Annotated in this window: 21 protein-coding genes; 13 read left to right on the forward strand and 8 right to left on the reverse strand. The window is 60.0% G+C overall.

All coding sequences use genetic code 11. From position 1 onward, the window contains the following. Nucleotides 1-33: 33 nt before the first annotated feature. Together ACZ5C3_RS08835 and ACZ5C3_RS08840 are read left to right on the forward strand one after the other, a co-directional pair. Nucleotides 34-903, forward strand: a complete 870-nt coding sequence (locus tag ACZ5C3_RS08835; protein ID WP_464036959.1) for an NAD-dependent epimerase/dehydratase family protein — start codon at nt 34-36, stop codon at nt 901-903. Between the two features lie 257 nt (nt 904-1,160). Beyond that, nucleotides 1,161-2,030 (forward strand): DUF4118 domain-containing protein, encoded by an 870-nt coding sequence (locus ACZ5C3_RS08840; RefSeq protein ID WP_464036961.1) that lies wholly within the window; start codon nt 1,161-1,163, stop codon nt 2,028-2,030. 3 nt (nt 2,031-2,033) lie between these two features. On the opposite strand, the gene ACZ5C3_RS08845 is transcribed toward ACZ5C3_RS08840, so the two are convergent. Together ACZ5C3_RS08845 and ACZ5C3_RS08850 are read right to left on the reverse strand one after the other, a co-directional pair. Further along, entirely contained in the window at nt 2,034-2,249 is a 216-nt protein-coding gene (locus ACZ5C3_RS08845) for a hypothetical protein (protein WP_464036963.1), read from the reverse strand. After that, on the reverse strand, nt 2,246-2,605 hold the full coding sequence (locus ACZ5C3_RS08850) for a hypothetical protein (protein WP_464036965.1): 360 nt from the start codon (nt 2,603-2,605) through the stop codon (nt 2,246-2,248). Before ACZ5C3_RS08850 ends, ACZ5C3_RS08845 begins: the two co-directional genes overlap by 4 nt. Nucleotides 2,606-2,758: 153 nt before the next feature. Here ACZ5C3_RS08850 and ACZ5C3_RS08855 point away from each other — a divergent pair, with 153 nt between their 5' ends. Both ACZ5C3_RS08855 and ACZ5C3_RS08860 read left to right on the forward strand, forming a co-directional pair. Beyond that, a complete protein-coding gene (locus ACZ5C3_RS08855; RefSeq protein WP_464036966.1) occupies nt 2,759-2,998 on the forward strand; it encodes a hypothetical protein in 240 nt (79 codons plus the stop codon). Nucleotides 2,999-3,322: 324 nt separating this feature from the next. Further along, a complete protein-coding gene (locus ACZ5C3_RS08860; RefSeq protein WP_464036968.1) occupies nt 3,323-4,783 on the forward strand; it encodes a DUF1254 domain-containing protein in 1,461 nt (486 codons plus the stop codon). Between the two features lie 21 nt (nt 4,784-4,804). On the opposite strand, the gene ACZ5C3_RS08865 is transcribed toward ACZ5C3_RS08860, so the two are convergent. Further along, entirely contained in the window at nt 4,805-5,542 is a 738-nt protein-coding gene (locus ACZ5C3_RS08865; RefSeq protein WP_464044781.1) for an FMN-dependent NADH-azoreductase, read from the reverse strand. 151 nt (nt 5,543-5,693) lie between these two features. On the opposite strand from ACZ5C3_RS08865, the gene pdxR reads away from it, so the two are divergent. The 7 genes from pdxR (at nt 5,694) to ACZ5C3_RS08900 (ending at nt 12,085) form a co-directional block, all read left to right on the forward strand. Continuing rightward, nucleotides 5,694-7,115, forward strand: a complete 1,422-nt coding sequence (gene pdxR / locus ACZ5C3_RS08870) for a MocR-like pyridoxine biosynthesis transcription factor PdxR (protein ID WP_464036972.1) — start codon at nt 5,694-5,696, stop codon at nt 7,113-7,115. A 449-nt stretch (nt 7,116-7,564) separates the two neighbouring features. Then, nucleotides 7,565-8,158: a phosphorylase family protein gene (locus ACZ5C3_RS08875; protein WP_464036974.1), complete on the forward strand. Its 594-nt coding sequence runs from the start codon at nt 7,565-7,567 to the stop codon at nt 8,156-8,158. Nucleotides 8,159-8,174: 16 nt separating this feature from the next. Beyond that, entirely contained in the window at nt 8,175-9,032 is an 858-nt protein-coding gene (locus tag ACZ5C3_RS08880) for an alpha/beta fold hydrolase (RefSeq protein ID WP_464044655.1), read from the forward strand. A gap of 71 nt (nt 9,033-9,103) precedes the next feature. Further along, nucleotides 9,104-10,033: an alpha/beta fold hydrolase gene (locus ACZ5C3_RS08885; protein ID WP_464036977.1), complete on the forward strand. Its 930-nt coding sequence runs from the start codon at nt 9,104-9,106 to the stop codon at nt 10,031-10,033. Nucleotides 10,034-10,092: 59 nt separating this feature from the next. Further along, nucleotides 10,093-10,548 (forward strand): carboxymuconolactone decarboxylase family protein, encoded by a 456-nt coding sequence (locus ACZ5C3_RS08890; protein WP_464036979.1) that lies wholly within the window; start codon nt 10,093-10,095, stop codon nt 10,546-10,548. Nucleotides 10,549-10,602: 54 nt separating this feature from the next. After that, nucleotides 10,603-10,923, forward strand: coding sequence for a DMT family transporter (locus ACZ5C3_RS08895; RefSeq protein WP_464036981.1), 321 nt, complete (start codon nt 10,603-10,605; stop codon nt 10,921-10,923). 109 nt (nt 10,924-11,032) lie between these two features. Continuing rightward, a complete protein-coding gene (locus ACZ5C3_RS08900) occupies nt 11,033-12,085 on the forward strand; it encodes a DUF1214 domain-containing protein (protein ID WP_464036982.1) in 1,053 nt (350 codons plus the stop codon). A gap of 38 nt (nt 12,086-12,123) precedes the next feature. On the opposite strand, the gene ACZ5C3_RS08905 is transcribed toward ACZ5C3_RS08900, so the two are convergent. The 4 genes from ACZ5C3_RS08905 to ACZ5C3_RS08920 form a co-directional block, all read right to left on the reverse strand. Next, nucleotides 12,124-12,270: a hypothetical protein gene (locus ACZ5C3_RS08905; protein WP_464036984.1), complete on the reverse strand. Its 147-nt coding sequence runs from the start codon at nt 12,268-12,270 to the stop codon at nt 12,124-12,126. A gap of 223 nt (nt 12,271-12,493) precedes the next feature. Next, nucleotides 12,494-12,793, reverse strand: a complete 300-nt coding sequence (locus ACZ5C3_RS08910; RefSeq protein ID WP_464036985.1) for a hypothetical protein — start codon at nt 12,791-12,793, stop codon at nt 12,494-12,496. Beyond that, nucleotides 12,793-13,848, reverse strand: a complete 1,056-nt coding sequence (gene dmeF, locus ACZ5C3_RS08915) for a CDF family Co(II)/Ni(II) efflux transporter DmeF (protein WP_464036987.1) — start codon at nt 13,846-13,848, stop codon at nt 12,793-12,795. Before dmeF ends, ACZ5C3_RS08910 begins: the two co-directional genes overlap by 1 nt. A gap of 205 nt (nt 13,849-14,053) precedes the next feature. Continuing rightward, the gene (locus tag ACZ5C3_RS08920; protein ID WP_464036989.1) at nt 14,054-14,269 is read right to left on the reverse strand and encodes a hypothetical protein; all 216 of its coding nucleotides are present in this window, start codon (nt 14,267-14,269) and stop codon (nt 14,054-14,056) included. Between the two features lie 205 nt (nt 14,270-14,474). On the opposite strand from ACZ5C3_RS08920, the gene ACZ5C3_RS08925 reads away from it, so the two are divergent. Next, nucleotides 14,475-14,666, forward strand: coding sequence for a hypothetical protein (locus ACZ5C3_RS08925; RefSeq protein WP_464036991.1), 192 nt, complete (start codon nt 14,475-14,477; stop codon nt 14,664-14,666). Between the two features lie 90 nt (nt 14,667-14,756). Further along, nucleotides 14,757-15,068, forward strand: coding sequence for a hypothetical protein (locus tag ACZ5C3_RS08930; protein ID WP_464044656.1), 312 nt, complete (start codon nt 14,757-14,759; stop codon nt 15,066-15,068). Between the two features lie 136 nt (nt 15,069-15,204). Here ACZ5C3_RS08930 and ACZ5C3_RS08935 read toward each other — a convergent pair whose 3' ends face one another. Then, nucleotides 15,205-16,605 (reverse strand): outer membrane protein, encoded by a 1,401-nt coding sequence (locus ACZ5C3_RS08935; RefSeq protein WP_464036994.1) that lies wholly within the window; start codon nt 16,603-16,605, stop codon nt 15,205-15,207. Nucleotides 16,606-16,774 lie beyond the last annotated feature (169 nt).

Here is a 16,774-nt window from a genome sequence, read left to right on the forward strand (position 1 = left end):
CTTTCGATCGTCCATCGATAGGGAGTTGCGACCATGAGCCAGCATTCGTGTGCAAATAGATCCGTTTTCGTGGCCGGCGCGTCGGGCGCTATCGGCCGGCAGCTCCTGCCGATATTGATCGAAGCGGGGTACAAGGTCTTCGGCACCACCCGGAAGCCGGACAAAACCGCTCAAATGGAAGCGATCGGAGTTCACCCGGTTGTGGTTGATGCCTTCGACCGCTCCGCGCTGATCGCTGCGGTGGGTGAGGCGAAACCGGACGTGATCATTCACCAGCTCACCGATCTTTCAGCGGCAGATTTCGCGGGAACGGATCGCTTGCGTATCGTTGGCACACGGAATCTGGTCGATGCCGCGAAGGCGGCGGGAGTGCGCCGGATAATCGCGCAGAGTCTGGCGATCGTGTACGCGCCCGGAACGCAGCCCGCCACCGAGCAGGATCCGCTTGCTGATGAGTCACCCACGCAGCGAGACATTGTGAAGGGCGTGCGCGCGCTCGAGACGGCTGTGGCAGAACTCTCCGAGGGAGTCATTCTTCGCTATGCTCTGCTGTACGGTCCCGGCACCTGGTACTCCAAAGTCGGTCCCTTTGCTCATGCGGTGCGGCAGCGTGAGCAACCGGCCGGCAAAGGTGTCTTTTCATTCGTCCATGTCAAAGATGCCGCGCGCGCCGCGATGCTCGCGATCGACTGGCCGGCAGGTGTATTCAACATCGCCGACGACGAACCTGCTGCGGGCACGGAATGGCTACCCCGCTTTGCTGCGGCGATTGGAGCACCGCCTCCGCTGATGGACACACACGGCACCGAGCGAGGCGTCTCGAACAAGAAGGCGCGGCAGGAACTCGGATGGGAGCTGATTCACCCGACATGGCGTGATGGGTTTCAGACGGCCCTCGATTGAGCGGATCAGGTGAAGCTCTTCTGACCGATTTGCTCGTGGCTATGCAGGATCATTCACGCGGCTCATGTAAGCCAAGGCCATGCGCTTTGCGATTTGTTCTTCAATTCAGCGCGAGGTCCGTTGTTCCAATCGTGAGGAGGCGCAACGCCACCGGTCATCACGCACAAATGGAGTTGGTGTATACTCGGCCGGCGCAGCGCGTCCGCGGCCGCCGCCTTGGCGGCAGGGCGGATCATTGTTGGGCGGGAGTTGAACCAATGGCCAGTGTTGAATCGAAGCTGCCAGGAGACGTCGCGCCCAGGCCGATTGCCCATCCGCTTGTGAGCTCGCCACCCTCAGAGACGCCCGCTGTCGTGGGCTATCTTGCGGCATTTGTAATGACTGCCTTCGCCACGGTCGTGGCTGTCGGCGTTGACCTCAATGTGACGATCCCAAACCTCTCCCTCGTATTTGTCGTGCCGGTGGTGGTTGCGGGTATCAGTTTCGGTTTAGGCCCGTCCCTTTGCTCGGCCGTGCTCGGCGCTCTCGCTTACAACTTTTTCCTGACTGAGCCTCGTTACTCACTGGCTGTCGATGACGCGGCAAACATCTGGGCGATTGGACTGCTGTTTCTCGTCGGACTTATCGTGAGTGGCGTTGCCTTCACTTCCAAGCGGAGGGCAACCGATGCGGCGCTCCTGAGAATGCGGGCAACCGTGCTGCAAGGTTACAGCCGCGACATCGTAGCGGCCGGTACCACGAACGAGATCGTCTCAATCACGTCTGAGGCTCTTGCAGCGCTTTTCCAGGTTCCCGCCGTCGTGATGCTCTTTATGGAGGGCGAAGAAGTTTCGGTGAACGGTGCCGGCGGCGCGGAGCCCAAGGAGGCCGACTTCGAGGCGGCGCGATCGTCGCTGGAGACGGGGACTATGGTACGCGCCGGCGTCTATCCTGCTTTGGCTTCGCGGTTTGACTTCTGGCCTGTGGCAACGGCGTTGGGCCAACGTGCCGTCATTGGTGTTGCCTTCGATCCCGACGAACGTCCTTCAGCGCCAGATACGGCCGTCAACGTCGTTGCGAATGTTTTGGCGCTGGCGCTTCAACGCCAGCATTTCAGCGGGAGGCGTGATGCGCAGCCCGCATCATGAACCTTAAGAGAGTGATGGTAGAGTCGTTTCCCTTGGAGACTCGTGAAGGATATCCCGCTCGGCCACGCCTGCCATATCGAACGCGTTACATGTCGAGTTCACCAGGGCACGCAGCGCGGTTTCCTTGTCCATCGGCAGCAGGCCGCGGGTGATGAGGATCTCGCAGTAAGTTGTGAGGCGCGCGACCGCGAGGCGTTGGTCGGAGACATTCATCGTCATGCTGCCTCGTGCTTGCGCAGATCGCGTGCGTGATCGAAGCGCGCGGCTTGGGTGTCGATCGGCTCCAACGGCTCGTCCCACAGGCCCGCTTCGCGCAGCAGCTCCTCGGTCACATCATTGCAGATGTTTTCCGCTGGATTGCATTCGAGGATCGTCATCACGTCGCCCCACTGACCGGAGGTGATGTGCGCCACGGTGGTCTTGCGGTCGGCGTCGTTGACGCTGCGCTCCACCCAGGCGATGCCGGCTTTGCCGAAATCCGCCAGAACGAAGTACGTGAACACGTCATGCGCCCTGGCGCGCTGCGGGCGGGGCGGGCGCCTGTCCTGAAAGCTTGGCATCGCGTCTCGTTCCATCTCCCTGTCTTTCCGTTGCGCCGCGTCGCCGCTCGCAGCAATGACAGTAGAAGATTTTCGACTTTCTCGTAGAGAGTTTCCTATCGTGTTTTCACAACTAAATGTTCTTGATTTGTTCTTTTGATGGAGTCAGGTTGTTGGGAGAGGTGCTCAATGACATCTGTGACTTACTATGTGGCCCAGCCGTTCGAATTCACCAGCGCGGGCCGGCTGGTGGCCGGCGCGCCTCAGCAGGTACAAACCGCATCCGAAGCGGTGCGGCGCGCGGAATACATGGCGCGCAAGGGCGGGGCCATCGCCTTCAGCCGCACCGGCGATCTCTCATCCGGCGATTTCGACGACGCGGTGATCCTTAGATCATTCGGACAGGTACCGGAGGATGTGGGGACGTAAGGCGACAACTGCCAGGGCGCCCTAGCCCAAGTGCTTATTGAGATGCGCAATTAGAAGTTGCATAACGCCGATGGGCTCTTCCTCAGAGCCCAAGATGCCCCGGGGGTGCAATGGAAATTTTGATTTATCTGGTTGTTGGCTTCGCAGTTTTTGTTGGCGTGATCCTTTTCGCAGTCAGTTCCTACACTGGAAAGCTTTGAGCGGTGTGTGCGGTGGCGCGACATCGCCACGCTTTAGAAAATCCAAAATACCCGAATGGGTGATTGTCCCGCTGCCGGGACTTAGCCAACGTGACGCAGCACAGCCAATGAAAGGCAGTCCGTCATGTTCACACGACGCCTGTTTACCGCGGGCTCGCTGCTTGCGGCCCCGTTGTTGATGCGCGATCCGTTGCACGCGCAATTGTCCGAGATGCCACCGGTTGGCCGGTCCGAAGCCGAGCAGATTGCGATCGATGCCTACCTCTACGGTTATTCGCTGATCACCACGGAAGTCACACGCGTGCAGATGTCTAACGTGGCGAAGGCCGAGGCGCTGCGGGCGCCGATGGGGCAGTTCACCAATGTGCCGCGCTATCCGCCGGCGGATTATCGCGGCGTCTCCGCGCCGAACGCCGACACGCTTTACTCGCTGGCGTGGCTTGATGTCGGCCCCGAGCCGATGGTGTTCTCGCATCCTGACATGGGCAAGCGCTTCTATCTGTTTCCGATGTACAGCCTCTGGATGCCGGTATTTGCCGTGCCGAGCCAGCGCACGGCCGGCGGTTCTGCTGCGACGTATGTCATCACGGGTCCGGGATGGAAGGGCAAAGTGCCCGCGGGCATGAAGCAGATCAAAGCGCCGACGCGCTACTTCGTCATTCTCGGACGCACCTACGCCGACGGCAGCGATGCGGATTACAAGGCGGTGAATGCCTTGCAGGACAAATACGCCGTGGTGCCGCTGAGCGCGTACGGCAAGCCGTACACGCCACCGCCTGCCAAGGTCGATCCCAATCCCGGCTTCAGCATGACAGACAAGCCGCAGGCGGTGATCGACGCTATGGATACGCAGGCCTACTTCAGCATGATGACGCGGCTGATGGGCGAGGCCGCGCCGCCCGCGCCGGAAGATGCGCCGATGGTGGCGCGCATGGCTAAGATCGGTCTCGTGCCCGGCAAGCCGTTCGACATGTCGAAGCTTGATCCTGCGACGCAGGCCCTGCTGAAGGATGTGCCGAAGAAAGCGTGGGCGAAGATCGCCGCCGCGCAAACCGACTCCGGCTATTTGCGCAACGGCTGGCACATTCCGGCTGCAGCCGGTTCCTACGGCACAAACTATCTCGCGCGTGCGCTTGTTGCGGCATTCGGCTGGCCCGCAAATCTTGCGGCAGATGCAGTGTATCCCTATGCGATGCAGGACAGCGCCGGGCGTAAGCTTTCCGGCGCCAACAAATACACGGTAACGTTTGCGAAGGGGCAGACACCGCCAGTGGAAGGCTTCTGGTCCATCACGATGTACATCATCGATAGCGGGTGGTGGTTCAATCCCAATCCGCTCAACAAGTTCACTGTGAGCATGCGCGACAAGCCGGTGTTTAATCCCGATGGCTCGCTCACGCTGTATTTCCAGAACGAGTCGCCGGGGAAAGACAAGGAGGCCAACTGGCTGCCTGCGCCGAAAGGCGACTTCCTGCTGATGATGCGGATGTACTGGCCGCGCTCGAAGCCGCCGTCGATCCTGCCGCCGGGACAAGGCACGTGGGAGCCGCCGCCGGTGATGCAGGTCGATCGCCGCGCGGTGTGATAGTCGCGAGGAGTCCGCAGCCTAGGTGAGACCGTGGTCTTGACGGCCGCCCCATGCAAACCCGCGATGCAGGGCGAACCGACTAAAATACGCCTGCAGGACTTGATCTGTCTTCATCCTGATCTCTGCGAGAGCATCTGCATTTGCGCTCGTACCTTGAACAGAGAAGAATGTCACATCACGCAGTCCGATGATTTCGAGCACAGTCGTCAGATATGGTGTCAGGAAGTCCGGCTGCCGTGCGTGTTCGCCTGAAAATTTCGCGCCCGAAGAAATGGCGACGAATACGGGACGGTCGCGGAGCTTGCCGATATATCCTTCGCTCGTGATGTTGAAGGTCCGGCGAACGCGGACAATGTGATCGATCCACGCCTTCAGCGCGGACGGCACAGTGAAGTTGTGCATCGGCGTTCCGATCACCACGACATCCGCGCTCTCCAGTTCCTGAATGAGTTGTTCGGACAGCGCCATGGAGCCTTCCGGAAACAGCTCCACAAGTGATGCCTGTGACGCGCCAAGGGTCGTCGCGTATGGCGTATCGATCTGCGGAATCGTGCCAGTACCTAGAGCCCGCGTGATGACGGTTGCCGCAGGCTCGCTCCCCAGCAGAAAGTTGATGATGCTCTGGGCAAGCCTGTTGCTCTCGGCAAACTCCCCGCGAGGACTGCAATTCAGATGCAGGATGATCATCGGCTCATATCCCGGTTGTTCGTGATTGCCGTTCGTGAGACCTGACAATTGGTGGCCTCGATACGTCATCACTTACAACTTCATGACCTAAACCGAAGAGCCATGAATTGATCTTTCGGTTGGTCCATGATTGCTGGAATGCGTTATGATTTGCGACGGGACCCGCACAGCGTCATGATGGCTTCGTCGCTTTTCACCGATGTTGAAAGATGAGTGGTCCATGAGCGTCGCGAAGACCGGCAAGATTGCTCCGCTGGATGCAACTGCGGCCGAACCGTTTTACCGCCAGATCTATGATCGCTTTCGCGGTGCGATTGCCAGCGGCGTGCTCAATCCGGGGGATCGCATTCCCTCGGCCCGCGCGCTGACCAAGGAGTTGGGGCTGGCACGCGGCACCATCGAAGCCGCGTATTCATTGCTGGCGGCGGAGGGATATATCGAAGCACGCGGCCAGGCCGGTACGATCGTGTCGCCGAGCCTCAAACCGCGCATGCCTGCCGCAAGCCCGTTGCCGCCGCCCGAACGCAGCATGGCTGCCACGAGCTTTCGGCCGGACTCGATCATGCCGTTTCAGATGGGCTTGCCTGCGCTCGATGCGTTTCCGCGCAAGATCTGGGCGCGCCTTTGTGCGCGCTCGGTGCGGGCGATGCAGCCGTCCGACATGACGCATCCTGCGGTCGTCGGCATGCCGGCGCTGCGGGCGCAGATCGCGGCCTATCTTCAGGTGTCGCGCGGGATCAACTGCGCGCCATCGCAGGTGTTCGTGACATCGGGCTATCGCCACACCATCGCACTGATTGCGCATGCCGTGTTGAAGGCGGGAGATCGCGTCTGGCTTGAAGACCCGGGATATCCGCCGACGCGTGAATTGCTGGAGCACATGAAGATGACGGCTGTCCCCGTGCTAGTGGACGGGGAGGGCCTGGTTGTTGCTGAGGGCATCAAGGTGGCGCCACGGGCGCGTGCGGCGGTGGTAACGCCTGCGCATCAGTCGCCGCTGTGCGTGTCGTTATCATTGCCGCGACGTCTGGCGCTGCTGGACTGGGCCACCCGAAACAACGCATGGATCATCGAAGACGATTATGATGGCGAGTACCGCTATGTGAGCCGGCCGCTGCCAGCGCTGAAGAGCCTCGATCGCGACGGCCGCGTGCTCTATGCGGGCACATTCAGCAAGGTGTTGTTTCCGAGTCTTCGTCTTGCCTATCTTGTCGTGCCGGAAACGCAGGTGGAGCGGTTCGAGCAAATCACCGAACTTCTCGCGGCAGGAAGCCCGCAACTGACACAAGCCATCGTCACAGCTTTCATCACCGAAGGGCATTTCGCGCGTCATATCCAGCGCATGCGCAAACTCTATGCCGAACGCCGGGATGCAACGGCCGCGGGGCTGGAAAGCGTGTTGGGTAAACACATGCAGATCGATTCACAGCCGGGCGGGATGCATCTGATTTTGCGGCTGCGCGGCCGGCGCTCGGATCGCAGGCTTGCTGCAAGTATGCGTGAAGAGGGGCTGTTCGCGGATGTGCTATCGGAGTGGATGATGAAGCGCGAGGAAGCCTCGGCTTTGCTTCTCAACTTCACCAACGTGGATTCTCAGCGCACGGCCGAGAATCTGGGAAGGCGCATCCTGAAACTGATCTGAACGTCGCAATTGCCGGACAAAGGTTCCGGCATGAAGGCTTCGCGATCAACCATCAGGAGCCGATATTACCGCTGTAATGCGGAACATGAACATCGCAATCGCGGCGCAGCGCGCGTCATCCATCGCGCGACGATGCCTGCCTGGCCGTGGCCGGTATGAAAAGCAAGGCAGCATATGAGGCATCCGCTCAACCATTCACCGCGCTGGCATACCAAGACGACGTCTCACGCCAAGGTATTGGTCAAGGAAAGCGGCGAGGGCGGAACGCCGGTGCCCATAAATTCGAGGGTCTCCACGAGGCATCCATCCCCGGCGTCTGGCGCGGTCAACCGCGCGCAGCCTGGATGATTACGGCTGTAACACAGAGCCCGAAAATCGCAATCGCGGCGCAACCCGCGTGATGTGGAGTCCACTGCACGACGATCACATTCGCAGCAGGGAAGAACATCATGAGTAATCGGCGTTACGCAACGCGGAGCCGTCCGATCCTGATCGTGACGGCCTTGAAAAGCGAGTTGGATGCCGAGCGCACCGTGAGCGGCGTGGAAGTGGTGTTTTCAGGGGTGGGGAAGGTCAATGCCGCATTGGCAACAGCACAAGCGCTTCTCCGCGAGGAGCGCACGCTCGTCGTCAACTACGGCACCTGCGGCAAGATCAGCAAAAGCCTCCACGGCCTGATTGAAATCTCGCGCGTGATCCAGCGCGACATGATGGCAATGCCGCTCTCACCGCGCGGCATCACACCGTACAGCGATGAGGACCATATCCTGGAATCCGGTCGCGTCGGCTGGGTCTGCGGCACAGGCGACAGCTTCGTGATGTCGGAGGATCCGTGGCTCACCGAGAATAGGGTCGACGTGGTCGACATGGAGCTCTTTGCCATCGCCAGCGCCTGCAAGCATTTCGGCGTGCCGTGGCGTGCATTCAAATACGTCACCGACGCGGCGGATGACGATGCACATGATGATTGGAACGAAAACTGTGCGAGCGGTGCAGATCTCTTCTGGGATTGGATGAACGCGACGCTTGTTTGCGACGCTTAGAGAGGTGGAGAAAGCCATGACTGTAGTGACGCACTTGCGGCCGATCGGGAACGACACCATGGTGGATACCATCGTGGCTTTGCACGGCTCGTTGAGCTCGAGTGAACAATGGGCGAAATTGATTGAGGCGTGCAACGGCAGATATAACATTGTCGCTCCCGACATCTCGGGTTACGGCAGCGATTGGCCCTGTTCCGAGCCCGCGCCGTCACGGCTGGTGACGGAAGTCGAACATCTCTCCGGGGTGCTGAACAAGCTTGCGGGCAAGATTCATCTCGTTGGACATTCATTCGGTGGCGCACTCGCGTTCAAGCTTGCGACCAGCGGACGTTATGCGCATCGGGTTCGAAGCCTGACTTTGATCGAGCCCTCACTGCCGGCGATCCTGCTTGACCAGGATGCCGATCGCCCCCTGTACGAACTCTTCGCGCGGGGAGCAGCACATATCTGTTCGCCGCTCTGGTCCGGTGACAGGGAGCTTGCCTTGGAGAGATTCCTGACATTCTGGAACGGACCGCGGAGTTGGGACAGCCTGTCACCGGACAAAAGAGTGGATTTGCTGGAGCGCGTCACGAAGGTTGCCGGCGATTTTTCGGCAATCTTCGATGAAACGGGCGTATGCGTGGCGGCCAGGCGGCTCATGGTGCCGACATTGCTCTTGTCAGGAGGCAAGTCGCCGCCTCTGTTACAGCAGATTGTCAAGCGTCTCGCATCGATGATGCCTCACGCCCGGCACATGCATCTCCCGGCAGCAGCCCACATGTTGCCGATAACGCATGCGTCCGAGATCAACCCGCAGATCCTGCAACTCGTCGATGTTGCGCGGGCGAAGTCCGGAACAGTGTCGTCGTTCAAGGCGAGATCCGTACGATGATTGGGGCGCGAATTGTGCGAGCTGAACACAACGCGCGTTTGTGATCCTGAGGTGGATCGGTGGAGAAAACCATGACTGCAGTGACGCACTCGCGGCCGCCCGTGAACGACAACATGGTGGACAACATCGTGGCCTTGCATTGCTCGCTGGGCTCGGGGCAACAATGGGATCGATTGATCGAGGCGTGCGGCGACAGATATCACGCGATTGCGCCCGACATTCTGGGCTATGGCGAGAATCCGCCTTATCACAATCCAGCGCCGCCGTCTGGGCTGGACGTTGAAGCCGAGCACCTCTCCGGGAAACTGGAGAGGCTTGCAGGCCCGCTTCATCTCATCGGCCATTCGTATGGCGGCTCCATTGCGTTCAAGATTGCCACTAGTGGGCGTTATGCGCATCGGGTTCGGAGCCTGACATTGATCGAGCCGGTTCTGCCGGCGATCCTGCTTGAAGAAGATGCCGATCGCCCGCTGTACGAGCTCTTTGCCCGCGAGTGTGCCTATATTTGCTCGCCGATATGGTCGGGCGAGAAGGACCTTGCCCTGCGGAGGTTTCTGACGTTCTGGCAGGGGCCGAAATATTGGGATGACCTTTCACCGGACAGAAAGGGCGCCTTTCTCACGCGCACCAACAAGCTTGCGGGAGAGTACTCGGCCGTCCTCGGCGAAACGGGCATGGGCGAAGCGGCGCGGCGGCTCACGGTGCCGACATTGCTGTTTTCGGGAGGTGCATCACCGCGCTACACCCAGCAGGTTGTGAAGCGTCTTTCATTAATCATGCAGAATGTCCGGCACATCCATCTGCCGGCAGCAGGCCATTTGTTGCCAATCACGCATGCGTCCGAAGTCAATTCGAAAATCCTGCAGCACATCGATGCGACCCAGTCGAGAGCCGGAGTGGCGCAGTTGCCCTTGGCCAAGTCCCTGTATCGCGGCGAGCCGGAAGCCCGTGACCAGGCGGATCATGGCCCACTCGATAAGGCACATCATGGACCTTTCTGAATAGGCCAAGATGCCGCATGGTTGAATCCTGAAACGTACCAACGATGAAGGATTTGATCATGAGCCAACGTCTCGATTACGCCAAAGCGGCGCCTGAAGGTTACAAGGCTTTTGGAGGCGTGTATGTCGCTGTCCAGAAGAGCGGATTGCCGAAAGAACTGATCAATCTCGTGTATCTGCGGGTGTCGCAGATCAACGGCTGCGCTTATTGCATCGACATGCATTCGACCGATCTGCTCAAGGACGGACTTGCAGTCGCCAAGCTCGTGCTGGTGCCGGTGTGGCATGAATCCGGTCCTGTGTTCAGCAAGCGCGAACGTGCCGCGCTCGCCTGGGCCGAAACCGTCACGCGCGTTGCGCAGACGGGTGTTCCCGATGCCGACTATGAAGCAGCTAAAGCCGAGTTCAGCGACAAAGAACTCGCCGATCTAACCTATGCCATCGGTCTGATGAACGCCTTCAACCGGCTGGGGATTTCGTTCCGCGTGCCGCCTGCGGCTGCGGCGAAAGCGTAAACGTCCCGCCTCGCTGGGCGGGGACGACCAGCGACAACGAAGGATATTCAGCATATGGCATGGACTCTCCTGAGCATCGCCGGCATTTTCGAAATTGCATTCGCGCTCGGAATGAAGGCGTCTGCGGGTTTCACGAAATTGATGCCCGCGGGGGTTACGGTCGTTACCGGCCTGTCGTCTCTCTATCTTCTTTCCCTGTCGCTTCGCACCTTGCCGGTGGGGACGGCCTACGCGGTCTGGACCGGCATTGGTGCTGCCGGAACCGCGATCTTGGGAATGGCTGTGATGGGTGACTCGGCGGCGCCGCTTCGTTTGTTCTGCATTGCGCTCATCCTGGCCGGCGTGATCGGGCTCAAGCTGGTCACGGGAAACTGAAGGTGGTGCAGGCGAAGTAAAGCCTACCAGCGGGCTGGCGAGAGGACTATGCTCGCCGGTCCGGCCACGGACGGACATCGCGAGCCGGTTGTGACGCAAGGAGGCGGATGTGCGTAACATCATCCGGAAGGCGTCCTTTGTGTTGCCGGCCTCTCTTGTGCCGGCCTTGGCGTGCCTGCTTGTGCTCATCACGCCTGCAACGGCGCAGTTCAAGAACAAGCCGGTTCTCGTCAACGTGCACAATTTCGTCCGCGCCGAGACCGATCTTTATTTCAGCCGCCTTGCTGTCGCGGGCTTCGGCAAGTTCAGCCATCGCCGCACGCCGCCGTCGGTTGATGATCAAACGGTGGTGCGGATGAACCGCGACACGCTCTATTCGTCGGCGATTTTCGATCTCGATGCCGCGCCGGTGACAGTGACACTGCCCGATGCAGGCGGGCGCTTCATGTCGATGCAGGCGATCTCGCAGGATCACTATTCGCCTGATGTCGTCTACGGGCCGGGCCGCTTCACCTTCGATCGCGCTAGCATCGGCACGCGCTACATGGCGCTCATTATCCGCACGCTTGCCAACGCCGAGGATGCCAAGGACGTCGCTGCCGCCAACAAGCTGCAGGATGCGGTGACGGTGGTGCAGGCGAGCACCGGTGCATTCGAGATTCCGCTGTGGGATGCCGCTTCGCAGGACAGGGTGCGCGGTGCGCTGTTTGCGCTGGGTGCGCTCGGCAATGTGGTGAACAGGTTCGGCAAGAAGAGCGAGGTGGATCCGATCGATCACCTGATCGGCACGGCAACCGGGTGGGGCGGCAATCCACGCACGGCTGCGGAATATCAAAACGTCTATCCGTTCCGGAATGACGGCGAGACGGCGTATCGCCTGACGTTGAAGGACGTGCCGGTGGACGGCTTCTGGTCGGTCAGCGTCTACAACGCCGACGGTTATTTCGTGAAGAACGACCTCAACGCCTATTCGATCAACAATCTGACGGCGAAGACAAACGGCGATGGCGCGGTAACGATCCAGTTCGGTGGCTGCGCGAAGGACATTCTGAACTGCCTGCCGGTGATGCAGGGGTGGAATTTCACCATGCGCTTCTATCGCCCGCGCAACGCAATCCTCGACGGCAGCTGGAAGGTGCCGGTCCTGCAGCCCGTGGAATGAGGGGGGCGTATAAGACAGCAGTGCTCACGCGCCCGGCGTTAGCCTTCCGGCTCGTGGTTCTCGCGGTTGACGTAGTGGAACACGTCGCTCCTGCGGTCGAGCACTTTGGCGACAACCCAGCCGACCGTGGCCAGGAAGCCCATAACAATGACAGCAATTATCAAGTCCGACACTCCGAAAGGCATTGCCTTACTCCTGCCGGTCAAATGTTCAATCGCGTCCTCAGTTTAACCTCACCAATCAACCTTAACAGAGGCGGCAGAATGTCGCTGGAATATTATCACAGGGCAGATCCACGCGTGCGGGACCGACGTGGGGCGCGTTTGCTGTCTGATGCGAGCCCGGAACACGACTGAGATCAGCCATCAGCGGCTGACTTCATAGGCAGCGCTACGACTTGCACGTGGCCTAACCTCTCCAATAGCTACCCGGATTCATGAACCAGTGCTTGTTTTCATTCGTCGCGAAAACATCGAGCTGTGCTGTATCGACATGATAGCGGAAGAAGATCGCGACCAGTTCGCGCAACGAGTCATCGGCCAGCGAGGTGTCGCACTTAATGTAGAGGCAACGGCCGCTTCCGTAAATATCTCGAACTTCAGGAAGAGCCTTGAGGCGATAGAAGAAGCTATCTTCATCCTGTTGCGAGTAGTAGCGGACGCTTTCTGCCCTGAGCTCGATCATTGCCGCGTGACCTCCCGCCTGCATCACGCCGCCTCCTCGTGATGATGCGGGCAGGGATGCACTTCCACGGTGACGTGCGACAGGCCTTCAATTCCATGCAGCCGTTCCTTGTAGATCGCGGGCGGCTGCGGGCGATCTGATACGAGAGCCGCGATGACGCCGGTGTGGCCGGGGCCGAGCCGCCACAGATGCAGGTCCGACACCTTGTCGCCGTTCACCTCCAGCCGCGTGCGGATGGTCTTCGACAGCGAGGTATTCGGCACGGTGTCGAGCAGCACCGCACCGGACGAGCGGATCAGGCTCACCGCCCACGCAATGATAACAGCCGCGCCAATGAGGCCCATGGCAGGGTCCATCCATGTCAGCCCGTAATACTTGCCCGCCAGCAGCGCCACGATCGCGAGCACAGAGGTGAAGGCATCCGCCAGCACGTGAACATAAGCCGCGCGCATGTTGCTGTCGTGATGGCCGGGATGCGCGTGGTGATCATCATGATGATGCGCGTCGTGGTGATGATCGTCATGATGATGATCTTGGGCGTGATCGTGATCATGGTGATCTTGCTCATGATGATCATGCGCGTGGCCGTGATGATAGCCATGGCTATGACCATGATGATGGTCGCCGTCGTGCAGCAGCGCGGCGCTGGCGATGTTGACCACGAGGCCGAGTATGGAGATGGGCAATGCTTCTGAAAAAGCAATCGTCACCGGATCGAACAGCCGCGTCACGCTTTCATAGCCGATCAGGAGCGCGATCATCGCGAGAATAAGCGCGCTGGCGAAGCCTGCCAGTTCGCCGAGTTTGCCGGTGCCGAAGGAAAAGCGCGGATCGTGCGCGTGCGCGCGGGCAAAGCGATAGGCAAGAGCCGCGATGGTCAGCGCAGCGGCGTGGGTGGACATGTGCCAGCCGTCTGCCACCAGCGCCATGGAGCCGAACAACGTGCCGCCAATAATCTCCGCCACCATCATCGCTGCGGTGAGGATCACCACAAACCACGTGCGCCGCTCGTTGCGGTCGTGCGACTGGCCGAGGAACACGTGGTCGTGGGTCCAGGTCTCCATGGAGTGGCTGTGCATGAGGATGTTCCTTGCAAACGCTTCGCATATGCGCACAGCTGAAACCGCGCGCGTTTCTCAACACTATATAGCGCAGCTTCGCAAAGTTGCGCGTGCGCAAGGTTGCATAAGACCAACTGCATCCCGCCGCCGCCTCACGGTATGTGCCGGGAGGCGGCGGGGGCAGTGGAACGCGCGGGGGTGCGGGTGGGGGTTCGCAGCGCGTTCAACCGTTGTAACTTTTTAACCGTCCGTGCCGCAGGCCGCGGGTATAGCCTTGCGACACCTTGGTCTCCAGTTCGTACTCGAGATACTCATTGACCAGGATCAGCATGCGAACGGTGGCGCGGAGGTCGCCGCCCGCCATAGCGATGGCTTCATTCGCCGCCGCGTCGAGGCGATCCAATTCCGATGAGGGATTTGGCTCAGGTAAAGCCGACATGGCGCTGGTCCGGTGGTGGATGGTACGCGGTGATGTTCTCTTTTTGTTCTTATGGAGTCAAGCGGAGTCTTGATCGATTTGTTGGCCGATTTTTAAGTCGGCTTGGCCGGTTTGATGTCGGACGTGAATTGTCACGGCAGCGTGCTTTCGCGCCGTCAGCCCGATCCCATATATTCACTGGAAAGCAGTAAGCCGGAGCCGCCATATGATCCCGTTGATCATCGCCGCGATCCTGTATTCCAGTCTCATCTATGTGTGCGGGCGCCATACGGCGAACTACGCCGCACAGAGGGGACGCTCGCGGATCGCCTGGTTCATCTGGGGCGGCTTGCTTTATCCTCTGCCGTACATTGTCTTGGCGCTGTTACCGTCTCGTCGCAAAGAGATGATCGCCTGAGGCTGCATTAGCCCGTTTTTCACTCTCGCGTGGTTCGGTTTGATCTTGGCCGTGACGTCGTTTGCCAGGTCACGCGAGAACCGGAACGTCATGATGGGATGGCTGAGACTACTCCAAGCGGTGGGCGCTTACGTTGCCAGTGTGGCTGTCGCCGTGTTTGTGGCCTGGCACGGATGCGACGAACTGTACCGGTGGTACACGACAGGCGAGCTGCTGACTCGTTTGGATAGCGGAACGCGCTGGGCTCACTGGCAACTCATCACGTTTGACAGCCACCCGTTCAACTTCATCATCGCTTTTGCCATCGATGCGTCGATCGCCGCCATCGGACTGGCGGCCTGCGTGCTCCAATATTTGGTCATCCGGAAGTGGTGGATGAACAAGCCGAAGGCGGTGGAGTGAGGCCGCTTCAACGGGCGCCTTGCTGCTTGCGCAAGCAGCGCGATTTCGAAAATCGGCGGAATAGGGCTCGACATGGGCCCAAACAAAAACCCCGGCGCAAGGCCGGGGTTTTGTCGTTTCGCGATAGGTGCGCTGGTCAGTACTTGGCGACGACCGGCGAATTGAAGTGATAGTTCAAGCCGGTGCGGAAGACGTGCTCCTGCACCTTGGTGCTGAACGAATGCTCGGCACCTGCGAGCGTATAGGTATCCGTTGTACGGCCCAGATCGACGAACAGATACTCGGTCTTGGTCGTCCAATTTGGTCCGAGCAGGCCGAGGAAATCGAGTGGGGATTCGATGCCGCCGCCGACAACGTAACCGGTTTTCGTGCGGTCGAAGGTGGTGTCGATGAAGCTGCCCCCCAAGCTTTCCTGCACGCGCGTCTTGACGTTGCCGTAGGCAAGACCGCCGGTGACGTAGAAGAGGGACGATCCGAGCGCATAGCCGGCGCGGCCACGTACCGTTCCAAACCACTGAAGCTTCTGATCGAAGGTCGCGAACAGACTGGGCTGGCAAGTGACCAGACAGTTCTTGTCGTCCCGCAGGGATGAGCCCTGGAAATCTGTTTCGACGCCGTGCACGAAATTAGCCGCCTGGAAGTTGTAACCAATCTGCGCGCCGCCGATGAAGCCATCGGGGCTGAGGTTGAACTTCTCGTTAAGGGCGCCAACACCGAAGCTGCTGCGGTTCAGCGCCGTGGCACCGCCGGCATTGCCGCCGATGTAGAGGCCGGCCCAGTTCGCGGTCGGGGCCGGTGTGTAGACAGCATTTCCGCCGATCCGATAGTTCACGCCGACTCGAAAGATCTGTTCACGGATATCGGAGCCGAACGTATACGCGCCTCCAGGGCTGATACCGCTCTGGTTGCCGAGGTCGAGATAGAGATATTCGATCTTGCCGGTCCAGTTGCCGCCGAGCGATGCCTCAACGCCGCTGCCGATGGTCCAGCCGGTCCGCGTGTTGCTGAATGTCGCCGATTCACCTGGCGCGGTGGGAAGGTTGAACGACGTCTTGGCGCTGCCATACGCGAAGCCGCCGGTGAAATAGCTCAGCACAGGGCCTGTCGCGAGGCCGACGCGACCGCGGACGGTGCCGAACCAGTCGAGCTTCTGGTCGTAGAGAAAGCCCGTGGTTGCGCAATTGCCAAAGCCGCAGGACCGATCGTCCCTGAGGCCGCTGCCCTGAATATCGGCCTCGAGACCCAGCACGACGTTGTTGAAGCCAAGAAGATTGTTGAACTGGCGATTGTAGCCGATCTGGCCGCCTCCGAGCGCGCCGAGACCACCGAACCGCGATGTCTCACTGGGGACCTGGACGAGAACGGTCGTTGCGCTGCGGCCGAAGCCGACACCGGCGTTGGCACCGATGTAGAAGCCGGTCCAGTCATAAACCTGGGCGACGGGCGCCTTATAAAATGGTGCTTTTGTTGGCAAATCAGCAGCTTGCGCGCTGGCGGCGGCGCCCAGAAGGACGGCAGAAACAATAAACTTCTTCATAAGGGCCCCAATACGGAATCGAGAATGGCATTTCATACACTGGGAACCCAGCCCACGCTGTAGCGCACCAGCCACAGCGGCTGGGTCAAAGTTCCGTTTTCACCAAGGACGGTGGGGGCGGATGTGGCGGTCGCTTGAACGACGGTGGATCGGCAAAACCAATCAGCAA

It is taken from the genome of Afipia dichlorophenoxyacetatis, from assembly GCF_055386385.1.